Source organism: Pseudoalteromonas sp. APC 3358 (assembly GCF_030408075.1).
Lineage (GTDB): Bacteria > Pseudomonadota > Gammaproteobacteria > Enterobacterales > Alteromonadaceae > Pseudoalteromonas > Pseudoalteromonas arctica.
In genome coordinates, this window is record NZ_JASDCE010000013.1 from 19,630 (window position 1) to 38,128 (window position 18,499).

The window sequence follows — 18,499 nt, forward strand, 5'->3', positions numbered from 1 at the left end:
TAAAAAGAAAGTAACTATGAAAAACGTAAAAATAACACCTGCTCACTCTATAGAAGCGAGTGCATGGGCTGATGCTCTTTTTTACGAATGGAACGAATCTGGAATACCGTTTGATGTAACCTGCTTCGACTCAGTGCCGCCAACGCTCAAAGAAGTGCATGAAGCCCTTTCTGTTGCATTAGGTTATGCATCGTGGGATGAGCTTATAGAGCATGTATCATGCCCACATGAACCAATTTACATAACAGCAGAAAACAACGCCCATGAAGCTCTAGGCGAACGATTGTCGCGCTACATTAAGTATAATTACTCTCATGGCATGGTGCTAAACATGCTGGAAAATGCAGGCGTTGGATATTCACCGTCAGACCGAAGAGCGATACTTGAGCTGACCTCACCATGGGGGCTTATAGTAGAGCAAAGACAACTCGCAGATGGAATAATGGTTGTTAAGACTGCCGGGCATGGTGGTTTAAAACTAACGAAAGAGCGTGGTGATGCTATTCCCTCACATCTAACCCTTAATAGTGAATATTATGAAGAAGATGAGGCATTTGCACTTGTCTACCTTACATACCCACAATTATTCCCGTCTGCTCAAGACAAAGCCAATGGATTAGGTAGGCTCAGTATATTTACATCGCATTCAGTGCCAAGAAAGAAAAACCAAGCCGAAATCGATTTTCTTGCTGAGTGCAATGTAAGCTTTGACCCTGAACTTGACTTAGTTTCTAAGCCCCACGTTGAGGATGAAGAGCTCAATAGGGATTTAACTGGAATGGAAAAACATGTTATTCGCTATCTAAGTGAATGCGTTCTCATTAATAAGCGGCCTATCGCTATGCCCGATACTGAATACGTGCCGTCATTAGCTGATTGGGTTGAGTGTTTAAATAGAGTGCCCAGAATTGATGGAACTTGGAGGAAAAAAGATAAAAGCTGGAAGGAACATTTCTACACTACTCCTGGTTTAGATTAGTGTTTAACAAATTGGTTTTCCGGCAGTAAAATTTAAGCAAAAAAAAGCGCCCTAAAGGACGCTTTAATTAAACAGGTTTATTTCAAAATCAACTAGAAGACCTATTGGCTACCAAGTAAAGACCTCCAGCAAGTGTGCTGAATGTCACCAAAACCACAATTAACGTAGCTATTTGATAAATACTTGTGTCCATATTATTTGTCCTCTTTGTTGTATTGCTTTGAAATAGTAAATGAAACGACAACCGCAGCTACAGAACAAATTAATGCTCCTATAGCTTTAACTAAACCTTGAATTTGTAACTGGTGGCACACATCTGCAACTTGGCTTATGCAAACTCCAAAAGAGTCTTCTAAAGCTCCTACAATTAAGCTGGGTATGAAACCAACTAATATAGCCATCAGAACAAGTTCAACAAGTATCTGGTCGAAGTTTTTCTTATTATTACTCATTGCTTATCCTCATATTTGAGGGGGAGCAATCCCAAAAGGGAGAGCGACCCCCTTTTGGGTTAATGTTTAAGGCAATTATTTAATTGCCGGTGTTAATTCTCATATTAATGCTGAGAATGTATTTCGTATTGTTCTGCTAAGTAATCTATTTCACTTACTGATTCAGTAAGATCATAAATCGGCTCTAAAAAGTTATTAGCTTCATTGTAAATATTAAAAATCAAACCCGATAATGCTGGGTTGTTTTCAATAATCAATGCATCTAAATGCTTTAACTCAGTACGAGTTATCTGTTCACCATAAGATACAGCGCAGTAGAAACTTCCTACTTCAATATCTAATGATGTCAAATCACTTTGATGAATAATTTCACCACATACAGTAGCTGCAATAACTTGAACAACAGTTTTTGCATAGCCTGAAACAATTTCTGTTCCATCCATAACACGCTCCTACATACGATATTTTACAGAGTTAAAATATGTTTGATTTTACTATTTTTGATAACGCAGTTTTTAGGTTTGAAACGCACTCTAGATTCGTAAAGTATTTATCGTCTAAACCATCTATGTTATCTCTAGTCATACCCACACCTAATACAGCTATGCTTATACCCAATATCTTTGCCAGCTCTAAGGCCTCAATGAATGACCCCGGACAACTAGGCTCACCATCAGTTACGAGGAATAAGCACTTCTTATCTTCAGATTGGCTATTTAGTCTCATTAATGCAGACTTCATTGCCTCACCGCTTGGAGTGTATAAATCAGAACAAACTTGAAAGCGTTTTACATCGATATATTTTTGGTTGAAAGGTTTTGCTATATATAGGCACATCTCAGACGAGTAAAAACCAATCTCATTTGTAACTTGTAAGCTTTGCAAACCCTTAGACATTGCTAATGCTACCGCGTTAGCAATCTCTTGATAGCCACCAGCCATAGAACCTGACGCATCTATTAAAATACTAATAGCGGCGCTCAGTTCGTTTTCTATTACTGGTGTTTTGAAAATGCGATCATCACCTAAAACCGATCCAACTAGTTTTTTGCTAGATAATTTTCGGCCACGATTTCTAAAACCATTCAACTCCTCTGTGTCATCAATTAACGCTCTGTGTAGGGTACGGTAAACCGCCTTGCCTGCACTGGGTATTAATTCAGGATTATTAAAAGGTAACCCCATCTCTTTCCATTTAGTCGTTACAGGTAACGTATTACTAAATATATCTCGGAGTTCGGAATCATCTTCAGAAGGGCTAAAGTTTTCTGCTTCTTGTCTCAATTCTTCGGCTATCATTTCATGAAAGTCAGGTACTTCAATATTATCGTCTTCGATAGCATCTATAACTGACTTAATGATTCGTGAAGTTTGATTACCGTTTTCTTGGTCTTCAGCAGAGGCTTCATTTCCATTAGTATCCGTACTTGAATCGTCTGATTGCTCACCATCTGATTGCTCATCGTCTGATTGCTCATCGTCTGATTGCTCATCGTCTGATTGCTCATCGTCTGATTGCTCACCATCTGATTGCTCACCATCTGATTGCTCACCATCTGATTGCTCATCACTTTCTGAATCGTCGCTATCATCACCATTTTCAGGTTCTTCTTGCTCCTCTTCATCTGTACTTTTCATAAGCTCAATAACTTTCCAAGCCATATCTGCACAATCACGCGTACTACGAGTGTTTGTAATTCCATGTACTATTTCAGTTAAACTATGTATAAAGTTATTGTCATAGGTTGCTTTTAAATACGCTAAAGCTTGTTCAGCATATTGATCTAGACAAAGGTTGCCTGCACCAAGTACACGGCCTTTATATAAGCAGTATGTTAATACTAGTGATAACGGATTATCAGAACTCACTGGTTCACTAAACAAGCCTTTCTTAATTGCAATTAAAACAAGTTTTTCAAGGTTTAACTTAGCGCCTGGATACTCTGAACCTACTAACTTCTCCATTCGTGCATCTTCAAAGATATTGCATAAATTTGAATGTAACTTACTCTTAAAGTTGATTGAAAAACTGGTGTGTTTTTCATGGCCAATTTCATGATCAATATAACCATGCGTCATAGACACATAATCTGGATCAGTAAAATCGCCAAATGGAATATTAATTCTTCCACCACAACTATAAGCCGTACTACCACCAACAGTGACCTTAATACCTTCTCTGTCACTCATTAACTTTGATAATACTCTAGCTACTTTTATAACTCTGTTTTTTGATTTCATGGGTGGTTACTCTCCATAGGGGGTTTAACGGCTAAGCCGTATAGGGTTTTATTTAAGGGTTTATAGCCGGAGCTATTAAGTTCTATATCATCTGCTTTTCGTTTTACTGCTTAGAGAAACAATAAAATGAAAAATAGAGGACCAAAAAGGACTTCCCTTTTCAGTTCTCTATTTCTATATTTCCATTAGCAATTGATATACATGGCAAGATTTCATCGTTTGACATAAAGCCTAAAGGCTCAGTGACGTAAGTCACTGAACCCGACTTTAATTTGCACTTACAATAGCCACAAATTCCAGTTCTACACTGTGACTTGTGTACAACGGAGCCTTGTTCAAGACTCTGAAGTATTGTGCCTTTGCTTTCTACGCTGTGATGTTGACGCGACGAAGTGATGATTTTAATCATGAATAACAACTCCAGTATCAAGTTGAAATTCCGGCCTAAGAGCTGGTGGAAAACCATCAAAGCCCTTTGACTGATAAACATCATTCCAATCAATTTTATCAACACCTTCAGGACAATTTGGTACAAAGATTTCTGCATTTCTGCCCTCTTTTTCCAAACGTTCCTTCAAGCGCTTCGCTGCAGCAAGACCAGCCCCACTAGGTTCAATATCAGCCCAAATTAGGACAAACGTAACGTCATCTGGAAACTTAACAGCTTCCATTAAACGATCCGAAATACCGACCCACATAGGAGTTCCTGTAGCTTCACGAACACTAAGTGCATTTTCAATGCCTTCAGCTATACCTATAACTTTTTCTCCAAAACCTACGTCTATTGGTTGGTCTAATTGAATAGAACAGCCTCGAACATCAGATATAGGCGCAAAAATCATTTTGCTGCGCATAATATCTGCCTTAACCGGTAGTTTTGTGTCGAGAAAAGTGCGGTGCATAGTGACAGGTTTACCGTTCACATCACGTACCATGGCAAGCATTCCGGGGAAGTGCTGCCAATTTGTTTCATCGCTTTCCTTATATGCAAGTTTTGGATGAAAGCCCAAATCAGACATATTAGTAAGGTCCGAATTAATACCACGATTGCGAAGGTAATCTTGCGCATGAGTGTTCAAAATTGGCTTAGCTTGAGCTTTATTGTTCCTAAGAACTTTTTTAGCTTTTGCTAAGGCCTCTTCTGACGTTTTGTATGCGCTTTGTTGGGTATGCTTACGTTGTGCTTTAGCTGCATCTGATTCAGTAACTCGTGATAAGTCACCGCCACAAATACGTATAATTTCATCTAAAGCCTGTGAAACAGAACACCCTACATACCAAGACACAACTGATATACCATCTGGTAAAGGCCCAACATCATTATGATATGCCCCACCTGTATCTCTGTAGTCTCGAAACCATCTAAACTTAGTACGGCCACCACCGGTTAAAGGACAAGGCTGCTGCCTAGTACCTTTTTCAAATGATTGCGCTAAACCATGGTAGTTTGAAAGAACACTTTCCCAACCGCCACTTTGGTCTACTAATGCTTTAACATGGTTAATTTTGTCGAAATTGTTGTAGTTCATAATATTACTTCCTCATATATCGAAATCACGGTGATCCCAATACATCCGAGTCTCAGGTGTATTGGTGATCACCGTGACCCGGTAAAAAGAAAGCTCGCCACCCAAGCGGGCAAAAGCGAGCTTGGATGGTGGTTATGCAGTTACTAGTTCACTACTCTCAATTCTTCGAGAACTATTAGTAGTGACTGAACGAACACCTACAACAATATCTTTACCTTCATGTTCAACTGTTTTAAAAACGTAATCTCCACGGACTACAGTTTTAATAGTTTTACCTTCAAGCATTTTCTTTAAATCGGTTTTCATGGTTACTCTCCAAAATATCTAAATTTGGGGTACAACCATGCCCAAGCGGGTAGGTGTACCCGCGTGGGTTTATATTCTTAATCTTTAAAAAAACTTTCCAAAAAAAGTGTTTTTAGGGAGTAAGCCACCAGCAAAAGCGCTAGGCTTTTACTGGTGCTAACAATTGATAAAATTAATTACCAACCATCAAAAGCAAAACTATCAATAGCCACATTCTCCTGCTGAACTATGAATTCAGAGTTAAATGGGTCACTACTTGATTGTTCTACTGCTTCTCCAAATGGGTTATCACTGAAAGGGTTATCTTCAGTGTTTATACTAGACTCTGCAATTAACGCATTATCCACTTCTGGTACTTCTTCAACTTCCTCTATTTCTTCAACTTCGCTTAGCTCATCACCACCTTTTCCATAAGCAATTACTTTTGCTCGATCACTTACAAGTGTCAAAAAATGACAAACTTTGTGATAATCACCGCCCATTAAAGGGTAGGTCAAAGGTAATTCATTAAGCACTTCAGAAAAGCGCTCAGCTACACGGGCAACAGTTGAATCCAAGAAAGATAAATTGATCAATTTATCGCGTAGAGCGTAAACTGGTTTTAACTTCTTGCTTGTTGCTTTTTCTGCCATAAGAAACGACTTTTGATAGATTTCAGCTGCTTCGCTAGAAATTTCATCAAACAAAGTTTGACTAGCTTCCTCAGCGATAACATTTTCATCACCATCAAAAAGAGGTTGAATTGCCATTGGTGGGTGCACCTTGAATGTGAATCGACTAGCAAATTTGCTGGCTTCATCTGAACATTTTCTAATATAGGCCTCTACAGGCTTGTTATTTAAAATATGGTCTTCAATGGTGTTTTCATACTCACTTCTAAGGTTCTGCACTTCTGCTTTAAACTCAGTATCAATTTCATGTAACTCTGTAATCAAATCATCTAATTGACTGATTGGTACAAGGGTAGCGCCTTTTGCAAAGCTAATACCTCGTTGATTAAGAGCACGACGAGCTTGCGCTGAACACTTACTAACAAATCTAAGTTTTTCTTTCGGGAACCAGCGTAGCTTAGTACCTGAAAGCAACTCAGAGTCGAGCACTTGTCCATCTATTAACGATTTACTATCAGAGATAATACTTTCGCCACATGCTCCTTGAACTTCTACTGAAATTAAACAAGCGCCACTTTTAATATCTAAGTTGGCATTGCTTGCGGCTAGTTTAGAAGCTTCTTTTGCTGAATCGACTGTATATGTTTGGGTTGTCATGGTTACTCTCCGGGGGGTTTGATAAATTCGGAGCATAACAACCCTGTTCAGGGCTATTATGCCCCTGTAGGGTTTAGGTTTAGAGGTGTTAGCCTCTACTTACAATATTCTAAGTTTCTAGTTTTGTGATCGAACTCAAAGCTATTAATGGTAGTTAAATAACCATCATCCAGCTTTTCTTGAATACGATCTCTTGAAGAAACTTTACTATCTACTATTTGCGGTATCCAATAATCACCATAACGTTTGCTCTTTTTGTAAAAAACATAAAGAGCATTATTAAAGTGACCAATGGCCCAAAGTTCATCTTTGCTTTTACTTAAAGTAATAACATCGAAAGACTCTGTTGGGTACGAAGACGGCTTACATGCTAGAAAGCCTAATTCAACCGCTTCTTGTCCTTTGTATTCAGTGCTGTGTTTAATCGTAAAGTGTGTAACAACATCATCAAGATGCGTATTGTTATCCACCCACTCAATATCACTAACTTTTCTGTATATACTATTAAGACCAGTAAATACTCCAACGCAACTAAATGTAACCGATAATCTCTTTCCATTAGCATTAGTACCGATAGACATTGCTTTAAATGAACCGTCTGGAAACTCATGAGCTTCAAAAACGGAACAATCTAAACTGTCTGTCATATCGTAAAAACTAGCTACCGGTTTTATGGAAGAGCTTGTTACTTTTTTGCGTGTGAGGCAAAAACTTCTCCACTTGGTTTATCAAGATCTAAACCTAATAGTCGCTGCAATACTGCATCAACTATTTCTTGGCTATCACTATCAACACCGCCTTGCATAGAGAAATCTAAGGCTTCGCGCCATTCCGCATCTTTACCAAATACCATCGTATGAAAAGCCCAATTAACCAATGTTCGTGTACTAAAAATACAACCGATTGGATCATCAATGCCTTTACCATCATCACCAACACGTAATTTTCTTAATTCGTTACCGACTAAGACCATCTTGTGTGCGAGAGCATATGGGATTGCTGGGAATTGCTTTTGTATTATTTTTAACTCTTGTGCTGGTTGTGGGTAATACGTTCTGTACCAACCAATACGTGAACGTAAGGCATCATCTAACTTCTGTGAAGAAGTGTAGAACTCTGAGCCGCCCTCACCAGTCGTGTTACCTGTGGCAACGATACGACACAATGAGTGTTTAGTTAGTGTTTTTCCAATTTGCTCTATAGGCCAAGGTTTACCTTCCAGTAATCCATGAATCGCAGCACCAGTGTTGCGATTTACCTTATCAAGTTCATCAAAAATTACTAACCCACCGCTAGCGTAAGCTTTAGCAGCTGGACCAGGATTAAAAGGTGTTTCACCATTCATAAGAACTCGTGAACCCTCTAAATCTTCTGGCATTAAGCTACCGTGACATTTAACCATGTATACAGGTTCATTTAAGTGATCTGCTACAAAAAGTAACATTTCAGTTTTACCTGTACCTGTCTCACCATGCAAACCAAAAGTTTGAAGTTGAACAGGCGCCATCCACCAAGATAATAAGCGTTTAAGCGTCTTTTCTGTCGGAATGTAATACTTGTTAGAGCCTTGACAATCAGGGTGACGATTTTTACGACGAGTAAGACTTCTTTCACCGGGAGTGAAAAAATCAGGGAAAATGCTATGTGCATCGACTTTCTCTAATTCGTTGTAGTTTACTTTTGCTGATTGAATTTCTGTTACGTTTTCTGCCGTGTTTGTGTTTGACATGGTTACTCTCCAAAAGGAATTAAGTTTTTTGGAGATAGATCTTCCCTATCAGGGAAAACTATCCCCGATTAGGGTTTTAAATTTAATCTTTAAGATTAAATAAAGGGTTTAGAACTTTATATACGCATGTAAGTACATTGTTTAGAGAATGCTTAGTATTCCCTTTTAGGAACATAAGTAACTCCAGAACGAGTATATACAGCTGATATTTCTAACATTTCTAATGCAAATTCATTTACGCCGCGAAGTCTAAGCTCATGATAAATTCCTTTACGGAGTTCAACATGATCAAAGCCAAACGCTTTACAAATCAAAGCAAAATAGTTAGAACTAACGAACTCAAGCTCAACAATTAAGTCGTCGCTATCAACAGCAACATCACGAAGAATTTCTAAAGAACGATCAACCATCCATAAGCATAGCCTTTCAATTTCCTCATCTTTCCATTCAACATGAGATATACAATTAACTGCATCAAGTTCAGGGTCGAACAAAGAGATAATTGAGTCTTCATAAGTGGGATTTCCCCGCTTAATTGCCTGCAATATATCTAAATCCAACGGATGTTGAATTACATTTTCTTTATTCCAACTTGGTGACCACTGAGTATGTTGCTTAATAAGTTCACCTTTTTCGTGCATCGAAAGCCAACTAATTACTTTTTTATCAGTAACACCAAAACGTTTAGCACAAGCTTTAATAGTAGAGCCGTGGTGTTGTATACGATAAACGCATTCAATTTTGTCTAGGTGGTTAACTTTATTTTTCTTTGCATGGGTTTGCATGGTTACTCTCCGGGATATAAAAAACGGGAGTACATGCACCCCAAAGGAGTGAATAAATACTCCCGTAGGGTTTAGGCTGATGCCTTGGGTTAAATTTAGTTACGATTTAAGTGGTTGGACTTAAAAAGAAAACTTTCAAAAATTAAAACAAAAACAAAAAACCAAACTTAAAGAGCTAAACAAAACAAAAGAATAAATATTGTTAGGGTTAGTTAATAAGTGCGTAAAGATAGCCGTGGTAGTGAAAGCAATAGAAAAAATATTACAGTCAAAACTAAGATAATCAGTACAGCAGGGTTAAATATTGTTTGATATGAAAGTGTGTTAACTAAATGGTGTGGAAAATAAAAGTATTAACGAGCAAATTCAACGAGGTTGAATGGGTAGCTAATGGTGTTTTATTTGCCTTGGGTTTATTTAGTTACGATTTAAGGGGTTAAACTTAAAAAGAGTCTTTTCTAAATTGAATAATTAAAACGGGAACTGCACTTAAAAGACCAAACGAAACAATAAAGTTACTAAAATTGGTTAATAAGCCTGTTGTGCTTGTCATGGTAGATGAAATAAACATTAAAAATATTACATTCAAAAGCCAGATAAACAAAACTACGAGTCGCCCAAAGAAATTTTCGCTATGAAAAAATTTTGAAACTAAATAGGTCGGCAGATAAATACATTTATTAACTAATCCAACGAGGTTGAAAAAATTACTAAAGATGTTTTTATTTGCCTTAGGGGTTAGTGCGCTTTTTTTAAGTTTTCGCATGAGTGGTTACTCTCCGTTTTTTTAATTTACAAATAGCTGGACTATTTGGTTGGGTTTGGGGTTGATGCCGTAGCATATGATTCATTGACCTAAAAAGGTTGAACCGTCGCGATACAGGGATGTAAAGCCGCTAAGGGTTATACTCCATGCAAGGAGTCGAAGTTAAAAACTTCAGTTAAAAAAAACGGTAAAAATTATTAAGGACATAACTAGGCAGTTATGTTTTCAATAAATTTTAAGCATGACAAATACCAGATAAGCTAATGCTCACTGGGGGAGGGGGGTTGGTATTCTTATTTAAATTCATTTTTTTGGCTTAGCCAAACCGTTCGCGGGTGCGAAAAGGGTATCGCCGTAGCGATTTATTTTCGCCTTAGCGAAAGAGGTTTATCGCCGTAGCGATTTATTTTCGCCGTAGCGAAAGGGGGTTTATCGCCGTAGCGATTTATTTTCACCGTAGCGAAAATGGGTTTGTCGCCGTAGCGAATTTCGAATATATAACGCATTTACTTTTTTTACAATGCTTGTACTGTTTTTTATTTAAAAAATTGAAGCAAGGCCAAATGGTTTTCTGACCTCGCTGATAAAAGACTACTTCCGTTAAAGAAACGCCTAAGCTGGCTGCATTTCTTCTATAAATTGCGAGTGCTTGCCCTGGCGATAGCTTATATGTAAAAGTGACTCAGCCCTAGTGATCGCCACGTATAACAAACGCCTTTCTTCTTCCAAAAATGCTAACTTACTGTCCTCATTGTCGCTATCGCCTCTAAATTTTGTTGGTACTCTATTCTTTTCAACATCTATTACCCATACTTTTTCCCACTGGAGTCCTTTTGAGCCATTCATGGTGGCCAGTATCACCTTATCTTTATCACTATGGTCTATTTCGTCTTTCATCTGCATGAGTCGAATCAAGGCTGAAACCCTCATTCTTAGTGACCCGCTATAACCTTGTAGTCGGTCTGAAACTAACCGCAGCTTATTAACCGCGCGTTCGTGATCCTTTGATATTACTGACGCAACATTAAAAACTTTACTGATAAACTCATCTATTCCTTCTTCATCGTCATTACTGGGTATGTTTTTGGCCAAGTCCAAATAAATACTTAGGTTTTTGTTTTCTGGCAATGATAGTGAGCTAACCTTATTTATATCGCCAACTTCTACAACATGCTTATGGGTTTCACTAATAACATTATTCGGTACACCTATAAAGCTAAGTGCATCATCAATAAACACCATGCTTTTCGGGTTCGATAAGCTTCTGTATAAGCTAACTAAACCAACAATCAATGGTGACTCCCATATAGATTTACCACCAATCCTTTCGACAGGAATATCTAAGTAAACTAATTCTTCCTGCATCAAATCCAATAACTTATTGGTTCGAGCTAGCACAGCCCAGCCTTTGGGGTTTTGAGCTATTTCTAGTGCTACTACGCCTTGGCATTCAAACGGTACCGAAGTTTTACTCATAATGACTTTATCAGGCTTATTGGCGTACACTTTTTGATTGATGAGGTTAAGATAATTTTCAATTGCTCTGCGGTAATGCCAAGATAATCCACTTGGTACGATTCTATTTGTAACAGTTTCCTTTTTGTATTGGTGGATACGTTCTGGATCAATTTTAAGTGCTTTTTCAATATCTAAACGTGTATAGTCTTTGAAAACGACTCTGCCACCCGGATCTTTTGCAGAGTTCATGCTTTTTGGCATACGTTCTACATTATAGTCAATAAGCTCTGCTGCATACGCCAATATCTCTGGTGCACATCTAAAACAAATACTTAACAGGAAAGCTTTGGCTTTAAATTCTTCTTGGAATTTAACCATGTTTTTGTAACCGAAACCGCCACGCCAAGAATAGATGGCTTGGTCATCATCTCCCACGACCGTAAAGGATCTATTCTCTTTTTTGTTCTCTTTTATCCAAGCATATTCTATTGCTGACGTATCTTGAAATTCATCCACCAGCATGTGAGTGAAATCTAAAGGCTCAATTTTCTTAGCTCTTAGTGCAAAAATAAGCTCTATACTTAATGTTGTTAAATCAACTTTTTTGTACTGCCAAAGTGCTTGTAGATATTTTATTGAAATTTCAGAAAGCTTGCCAATATCCCCATTTGATTCTAAATATTCTACAGGGTATTGAGTATCTATAAATTGTAGATTTTTTTCATCTGTACCTACTGCGCGGCGTTTAAATGAATCGTGTGTTGGTCCCATTATTAAACTACGCCCATCTAATAACGGTCGAGCATGGTCGAGTATTAGTTTGGCAAACGTTCTTATATCTATTCGCTTTAAGTCATTTTCACTGATTAATTTTGAAATACGATGCTCTGTTTCCTTTGTTGAGGAACGAGTAAAAGTAACCATTATTAGTTTATTAATTTCATTAGCCTTTATAATCTCACTGGCCAGTTCTATTGATAAATGGGTTTTCCCACTTCCGGGTAATGCGAGTACAAGTTTGTTTTCGTCTCTGTGTTCAACTACCGCGTTTTGATCGTTTGTTAATGCCATATGTAATCTTACAAGTGCCTAAAACATACATTCTAATATTTCCTGTTCAGTAGCCTAAATTTTACAATAGGTAAAAATGACCTCTGTAAATTCGAAGTAGGATAAATATGTATATGAACAAATACAGTCGCATTCTTGGAAGACGTATCAAATCACAAAGAGAGAAGCAGTTACTTTCGGCAGAAACTGTTGCCACTAAATTAGATGTACAAGTAAGCGATTACCTTAATTGGGAAAGTGGCAAGGCAAAACCGCAAGAGCGTCAACTTATTAAATTATCTTTCATATTGCGAAGTCATGTTTCTCAATTTAAGACAGGACTTGTATTGGATGAATTACAGCAATGATTAAAATTCAAACAATAGGCAAAGAAGATTTTCTTTGTTAGAGCATTGACGAGCTTTCACAAGCAATAAAAAAAGTAGCTGGTTGCCATGCTTCATTTAAGTATCGCCAGATAAGTGGGCTTAGTAGAGTTTTGTATGTGACAGTCACCGCTGGTGGCGTAATTCAAGATACCTATACTAAAAAAGTATTTGAAATAGAAGAGCTATGGCGATTACATCTCATATAATCTCTAATATTGATTTCAATCGGTGGCCTATTTCTACAAATATGTTTTAATACATACAATTAAACATTTGGATTAAAAAAATGAACTTCATAAAAAAATCAATCTTAGCACTATCAACGCTTTCATTGGCAGCTTGTATGTCTACTCAGCCACCAGTTATAACAATGGAATCAAATGAAGTTTATCAATTTGACGATGATGCTAGCTTTGCATTAAATGTGGCTAAAATGACACGTAAAACCGCAGGTTTGTCTGATGTAGCGTTACCAGAAGAGGCTCAATTCAAAGCTAATGGTGCATTAGTTGGGGCAGAGTATGCAATGTCTTTCCTAACAGGTGGCTTAATCGATTTAGCTGGTAGCATGGGCGCTCAATCAGAAGCAGACCGAGCTTTTAATTGGAAACCTATGCTTGTTTTTTTAGGTGATTTAGCTAACCCTAATGTTGATGCTGAAGCAGTAAAAGTTGTAGAAGCTGGATTAACAAAAACTTTTGAAAAAATAGAAAATTCCAATTACATTGGGATTATGAGGCTTAGTGCTGATGGCAGAGATAACAACTTTATGTTTATGTTTGATGGAGCGCTGTGTGATAAAACAGGGCAGCCAAAATTAAAGTATGATCTTGCTAATAACTCTGGGCAATTCATTAACGTAAAACGTGAATACGAAGGCTCATGCTCTACGCCAGTAAACATAGAGGTAACTGGAAAGGTAAACTATCAGGGTGAACAAAAAAGTGTTGTTACAGTAACTTTCCATGGTGGGTATGCAGGTTTCACTGATATGGCTATTGCTACTTCAGGTTTTGCGGTAGTACCACAAACATTCGGTCGTTGGGGTAGTGGGGTTAAATACACTGTTCCAGCTCCTTACGTAATCCATAACGACACAATGCATTTATTCACTAAAGAAAATTCTTCTTTTAAATTAAACTAATATTTTTCTAAATTAGTTATTCATTTTACTCTAGTTGCCAGCCTATTAAGGCTGGCATTTTTTCATCCTAACGAATATCAGCCGCCTTCCTCACTACCAAGGGTAAACCCGAACTCACAAATTTGTGGACGCGGGTACTTTGAACAATCCAATGGTTCGTTCATTTTTTCCTTAATAGCCTTTGCTCCCTCAGCGGCATTGCTTGTTCTTTGTAGAGTCCTTTCAGTGGGTGTCTCTCTGTATTCAGTGTTTTCATACCTACCACCAGCGCTCAAATCATCTTGATTCGACTCGGGAATTAAATTTGACTCAATCATTACGCCAATCCATTCACTTAGATCTATTTGATTGAAGTCTAGTGCTTGTAGTTCCTCATGCGTTAACCCTGAACACTCTGTCATATCTTTACTCAGCAATACATGAGCTTGCTCCATAACTATTCGACTTAAAATAGAGCCATAACAACAATAATCCTGCCTTTTCATATAGCAAACTCCTAGGCCTTCTTTAGCGCAATATTTATCTTCCACCGCATAGCATTGACGCATTTCAAGTTTAAGTGCCGTATCACTATCAACTTCATCACATGCTGTTAATAAAGAACCAACCAGTTGTGCTAACTGATACATAGAATACCAAAACATTACCGCACCCAAGAAGTTAGCGGCGCTTGCCATCCCATCACTTAAACCAGTAACAACTGCATCACTTCCTGCCTCAGTTGACACAGCTGTTGAGAACATAAGTTTACCCAACTCTTCTGGTAAAGCGTCATAAATTAGTTGATATATATATTGTGTCATAGGACCTAAGCCCGCTTCTGCTACAGTTGAAGCAGCAGCTCCTGCAGAACCACTAGCCGCTCCCGGTACAGCGGTTGCAACATTACCTGTAACTGTTTCCACGGCACTAGTATAAAATGAGCTAACACTTTCCCAAGCGTTTGTAGAAGTCACTGAGTCAGATACCGTAGACCAGGCCCCATTAATAGCCTCTGCGGCAGGCTCTGAAAACACACCACCCATTTGCTGATTTTCAAACTTGAGCATCATTTGTGTCATGTTTAGGTAATCAAGAAAGTCGATACCCTCCGGTGCTTCGCAACAGTCATTACCCCAGTCTGAAGCAGTAGCCCATGAGCAATATTGCCTTTCACCTTCAAAAATACGACAGGTTGATAAATCGCCCGGCACATCACACGAAGCTTCGCCTGGTATTTGCTCCATAACGTTTGCTATAGCCGCAGCTTTAAGGAAGTTTTCGTTTTCTTCTTTTTCACCCCAGCTACATTCACCACCTGAACATGGCAACATACCTTCACATGATGATTCAGTTGTCTCGTATTCAAAGTCAACGTCATAGCCTGTATCACACTCATAGGTAACTGTTTCATTTACGCAGTAATTCCAACCGTCAATGGTAAAACCATCTGTACACTCAGTTTTAATTTCGACGCATTCATCTTTTTCCTCATAAGCTTCACACGTACCACCTGTAGATTGAATTTCGTCCCACGACCTACACACCTCAGCAACCGAGCCATCGGGTTGCTCAACGTTAGTACATACTTTTTCACCTTTAAAGGGATCGCAAGTATATCCATCTAAGTTAACTTCCCACGATATATTTTCTATATCGCCTTCATACCATGGCTGGGTAGAGGCTAGCATTTCTTCATCATACCCCTGTAAGCCACCTTGTATTGTCTGGTAACCAGTAAACGTACATTGTCCATTTACTTCGAATTCGCCCGTAATTGGATCTGGTGGGAAAGAAGTTAGTCCCTTTGTTTTTTTATCTTCACTTGTAAGCGCGTCATAGCACCCTTCTGGAATTTGAGTATCTTCACCAAGCTGGCCTACAAATCTATATTTTGCTTGAGCATTTAGAATCCAATCTGTATCTCCGGTTTCCTCCGTTGTTTTATCTTTAATGCTAATTATACCCACTAAGCCATTTGCACAGCTTGGCGCTTGAACTTCAGTAATTATCGTAGATTTATCTATTTTACCCGGCAGGCTAGTTCCTTCCCAAGTATCTAATGTAACACGGCTAAAAACTGCATCTGGATCAGTTGTACACATGTTCTTAAAGGCATCATTTGCAGCTACATTAAAATCAAAGGCAATCGAATCCGTTGGTTCTATGGCTTTAACAATTCCTGTTTGAAGATTAAACTCTACTGTTAATATATTTCGCCCTTTACCTGCTACAGTAAGCACTGCATCTGAAATAACAGGGACGGCTCGCTTTACTTGACAGTGAAATGGATTATCTTTTTGTATCCTTTGACAAAACCTCTCTTCAATATTTGGGGCGTATAAATTTCCACTTTTAGCGACAGTTGTTGATCCACATGAATCAAAGAAACCAGCACCGCCAGTTTCTAATTCATCTAATGTTGCATAGCTTTGTGCCATTATTGCATCGGGCACAGTTTGTTGTGCGCCCGATTGGGCATTACTTAAAACTGTTCGATAAGCAACAGCTTCGCCTGTATTGTTAGCCGTTGAGCTAAGTCTCGCATTAGAATCACGGCCAGCTTGATAAAAGGCATCTTCATCTTCATACGTTCCTTCACCTTCCCATTTTGTTTGTCCGTGATTTAATTCAGAAGAATATATTTCATCTGCTGATACGCTTACAGGTGAAAGTGAAGAGTCTGCCCCTGGTTTAAGCCTTACTTTGATTGCACCACTTGAATCGCGGTACGTTTCAAAAGCTCGGCTTTTGTTTAACTTAACATTTACGTCATTTGTAGTAGGGTCAACACTGGGCATTATTTGGGTAGAGCTAACGGCATTTGCATTCTTCACTGCCGTTGTCATATCCGCATTTGCGCCTGTCGTACCTTTTATATCAAGCGTGTTTGTCCTTGAGTTAGACTTTAGGATCATAGTCTCAAGCTGGCTTGTCATATCCCTTGAAGCTCGCGGCGCTAAATCATAGGTTTTGCTTTCTAAATTATGGCGATACGGATTACTAATATCGTACTTATTATCTAAGTCCTTTAGTATTTTGTCTTCATCTTGAGCGTAACTTGATGTTGAGTATGTACTTAAAAGCATACCTACCGTTAACGCACTAGAATTTATTAGCATCGTAGAAATGATAAGAGAACCATAGACCCCTATATTTTTTATCATTACTCACCACCCTCTGTGCCGCCAGAACCACCACCACCGGGTAAATCTCTTACACAACAATCACGATAGTTCCAAATTAGATATAAAAACGTTTTATCTTTACCTGGTCGTTTCCTTCCCCCAACGGGGACACACCAACGCGCTGTAGACATACCCATAGGATGACAACAGTTTTCATACGCCTCTATGCTTTCACCTTCACCAGCTGTTGCTTGAATAGAATCGGGACCAGTGAGTTCATCATCTACTTCAAAATTAGGTACTGGTGTAGTGCTTGATTCAGGTATTGGATACAGCATAGAGAATTTATATTGAGATCTAGGTGTCATTGGTGCCCACGTAGGCTCACATTGAGCTTCAGGCCCCATAGTCTTTCTAGCTAAACCTTTACGATGTAGTGAAGCAATTGCTCTTTGCGATATTAATGACGTTGCTGCTACTTGGTCTGGTTGAGGATATACAAAGCCTGTTAACGGGTATAAGTTTCCATCACAACCGGCACAAGGAAATGAGGACTCAATCGGTGCATCAGCTGTTGCGCGAACACAATCTAAAGAGCAATAAGCTTGTGCAATTGGATTAGAAAATATAATTGCTTCTGGATTTAACAGTAGAGCAAGTAAATCATTGTGCCACAATGGGTCAACTTCGCTCAGATACATTAAATCAAAGTCAACATATTCAGAGCTACATGAAGGCATAACAAACATTTGTAGCATCACCATTATTGGGTATGAATAGTAATGATATTGATAAAAGCCACTCGTAGAGCGTGTGCCATCTTTAGGCGCTTCGTTTGAATGACCAAGCCCCTCATAGCTATTTTGCAACCTAATACCGCCCAAACCACCACTACACCAAGGGATAGTTGTAACTTCAATTACTCGTTGTGGCTGCCAAAATGCAAGCGGCCAACCAATCTGAGGAACACCGGCTCTATCTTCACACGCACAAACGGGAGAGCGGGGCGCTGCACCGTCTGGAGGATTACCAATACCAAGTAATGAAACGTTATCTAAAAAACAATCCCAGCAAATGCCTGTAAATACACTCGTAAATAAGTTTGCATCTTCACAAATCACAGATGAAGCACCTACACCGTCGGTACTTGTAGCAGTGCCACCGCCGCTAGGAATTACATCTTCAGCCTTTGCAGTACAAGCTATAAGAGCTAAAAAGAATAATGCTGTATACATTATTTTTTTGGTCATTCCACTTTTGTAACAGTTTTTAATATTAAAGAATGACATTAAGCCC

General features: G+C 38.6%; 16 protein-coding genes. 3 read left to right on the forward strand and 13 right to left on the reverse strand.

Going from position 1 to position 18,499, the window contains the following annotated elements:
* Positions 1 to 16: 16 nt before the first annotated feature.
* A complete protein-coding gene (locus tag QL995_RS17415; RefSeq protein ID WP_024597506.1) occupies positions 17 to 979 on the forward strand; it encodes a hypothetical protein in 963 nt (320 codons plus the stop codon).
* 194 nt (positions 980 to 1,173) lie between these two features.
* On the opposite strand, the gene QL995_RS17420 is transcribed toward QL995_RS17415, so the two are convergent.
* From QL995_RS17420 to QL995_RS17465, 11 genes are all read right to left on the reverse strand, one after another.
* Positions 1,174 to 1,431, reverse strand: coding sequence for a hypothetical protein (locus QL995_RS17420; RefSeq protein ID WP_024597507.1), 258 nt, complete (start codon positions 1,429 to 1,431; stop codon positions 1,174 to 1,176).
* A 104-nt stretch (positions 1,432 to 1,535) separates the two neighbouring features.
* Positions 1,536 to 1,874: a hypothetical protein gene (locus QL995_RS17425; protein ID WP_024597508.1), complete on the reverse strand. Its 339-nt coding sequence runs from the start codon at positions 1,872 to 1,874 to the stop codon at positions 1,536 to 1,538.
* A gap of 31 nt (positions 1,875 to 1,905) precedes the next feature.
* On the reverse strand, positions 1,906 to 3,672 hold the full coding sequence (locus tag QL995_RS17430; RefSeq protein WP_290294711.1) for a hypothetical protein: 1,767 nt from the start codon (positions 3,670 to 3,672) through the stop codon (positions 1,906 to 1,908).
* Positions 3,673 to 3,832: 160 nt separating this feature from the next.
* Positions 3,833 to 4,165 (reverse strand): 2Fe-2S iron-sulfur cluster-binding protein, encoded by a 333-nt coding sequence (locus QL995_RS21735; protein WP_356948000.1) that lies wholly within the window; start codon positions 4,163 to 4,165, stop codon positions 3,833 to 3,835.
* Positions 4,074 to 5,201 carry a toprim domain-containing protein gene (locus QL995_RS17435; protein WP_024597510.1) on the reverse strand — a complete coding sequence of 376 codons (1,128 nt, stop codon included), beginning with the start codon at positions 5,199 to 5,201 and terminating at the stop codon, positions 4,074 to 4,076. Before QL995_RS17435 ends, QL995_RS21735 begins: the two co-directional genes overlap by 92 nt.
* A 132-nt stretch (positions 5,202 to 5,333) precedes the next feature.
* Positions 5,334 to 5,507, reverse strand: coding sequence for a hypothetical protein (locus QL995_RS17440; RefSeq protein ID WP_155945838.1), 174 nt, complete (start codon positions 5,505 to 5,507; stop codon positions 5,334 to 5,336).
* A 176-nt stretch (positions 5,508 to 5,683) separates the two neighbouring features.
* The gene (locus QL995_RS17445; RefSeq protein WP_290294712.1) at positions 5,684 to 6,775 is read right to left on the reverse strand and encodes a DUF3150 domain-containing protein; all 1,092 of its coding nucleotides are present in this window, start codon (positions 6,773 to 6,775) and stop codon (positions 5,684 to 5,686) included.
* A 95-nt stretch (positions 6,776 to 6,870) separates the two neighbouring features.
* Positions 6,871 to 7,422, reverse strand: coding sequence for a hypothetical protein (locus tag QL995_RS17450; protein ID WP_024597512.1), 552 nt, complete (start codon positions 7,420 to 7,422; stop codon positions 6,871 to 6,873).
* A gap of 38 nt (positions 7,423 to 7,460) precedes the next feature.
* Entirely contained in the window at positions 7,461 to 8,504 is a 1,044-nt protein-coding gene (locus tag QL995_RS17455; RefSeq protein ID WP_024597513.1) for an AAA family ATPase, read from the reverse strand.
* A 152-nt stretch (positions 8,505 to 8,656) separates the two neighbouring features.
* The gene (locus tag QL995_RS17460; RefSeq protein ID WP_024597514.1) at positions 8,657 to 9,289 is read right to left on the reverse strand and encodes a hypothetical protein; all 633 of its coding nucleotides are present in this window, start codon (positions 9,287 to 9,289) and stop codon (positions 8,657 to 8,659) included.
* Positions 9,290 to 10,667: 1,378 nt separating this feature from the next.
* Entirely contained in the window at positions 10,668 to 12,584 is a 1,917-nt protein-coding gene (locus QL995_RS17465) for an ATP-dependent helicase (RefSeq protein WP_024597516.1), read from the reverse strand.
* Positions 12,585 to 12,697: 113 nt separating this feature from the next.
* Between QL995_RS17465 and QL995_RS17470 the strand changes: the two genes are divergently transcribed.
* On the forward strand, positions 12,698 to 12,931 hold the full coding sequence (locus QL995_RS17470; protein ID WP_290294713.1) for a helix-turn-helix domain-containing protein: 234 nt from the start codon (positions 12,698 to 12,700) through the stop codon (positions 12,929 to 12,931).
* A 364-nt stretch (positions 12,932 to 13,295) separates the two neighbouring features.
* Complete coding sequence (locus QL995_RS17475) at positions 13,296 to 14,096, forward strand: hypothetical protein (RefSeq protein ID WP_033034426.1); 801 nt, start codon at positions 13,296 to 13,298, stop codon at positions 14,094 to 14,096.
* A 77-nt stretch (positions 14,097 to 14,173) separates the two neighbouring features.
* Here QL995_RS17475 and traN read toward each other — a convergent pair whose 3' ends face one another.
* On the reverse strand, positions 14,174 to 17,242 hold the full coding sequence (gene traN / locus QL995_RS17480; protein ID WP_290294715.1) for a conjugal transfer protein TraN: 3,069 nt from the start codon (positions 17,240 to 17,242) through the stop codon (positions 14,174 to 14,176).
* Complete coding sequence (locus QL995_RS17485) at positions 17,242 to 18,492, reverse strand: TraU family protein (protein ID WP_290294716.1); 1,251 nt, start codon at positions 18,490 to 18,492, stop codon at positions 17,242 to 17,244. Before QL995_RS17485 ends, traN begins: the two co-directional genes overlap by 1 nt.
* Between the last annotated feature and the right edge of the window lie 7 nt (positions 18,493 to 18,499).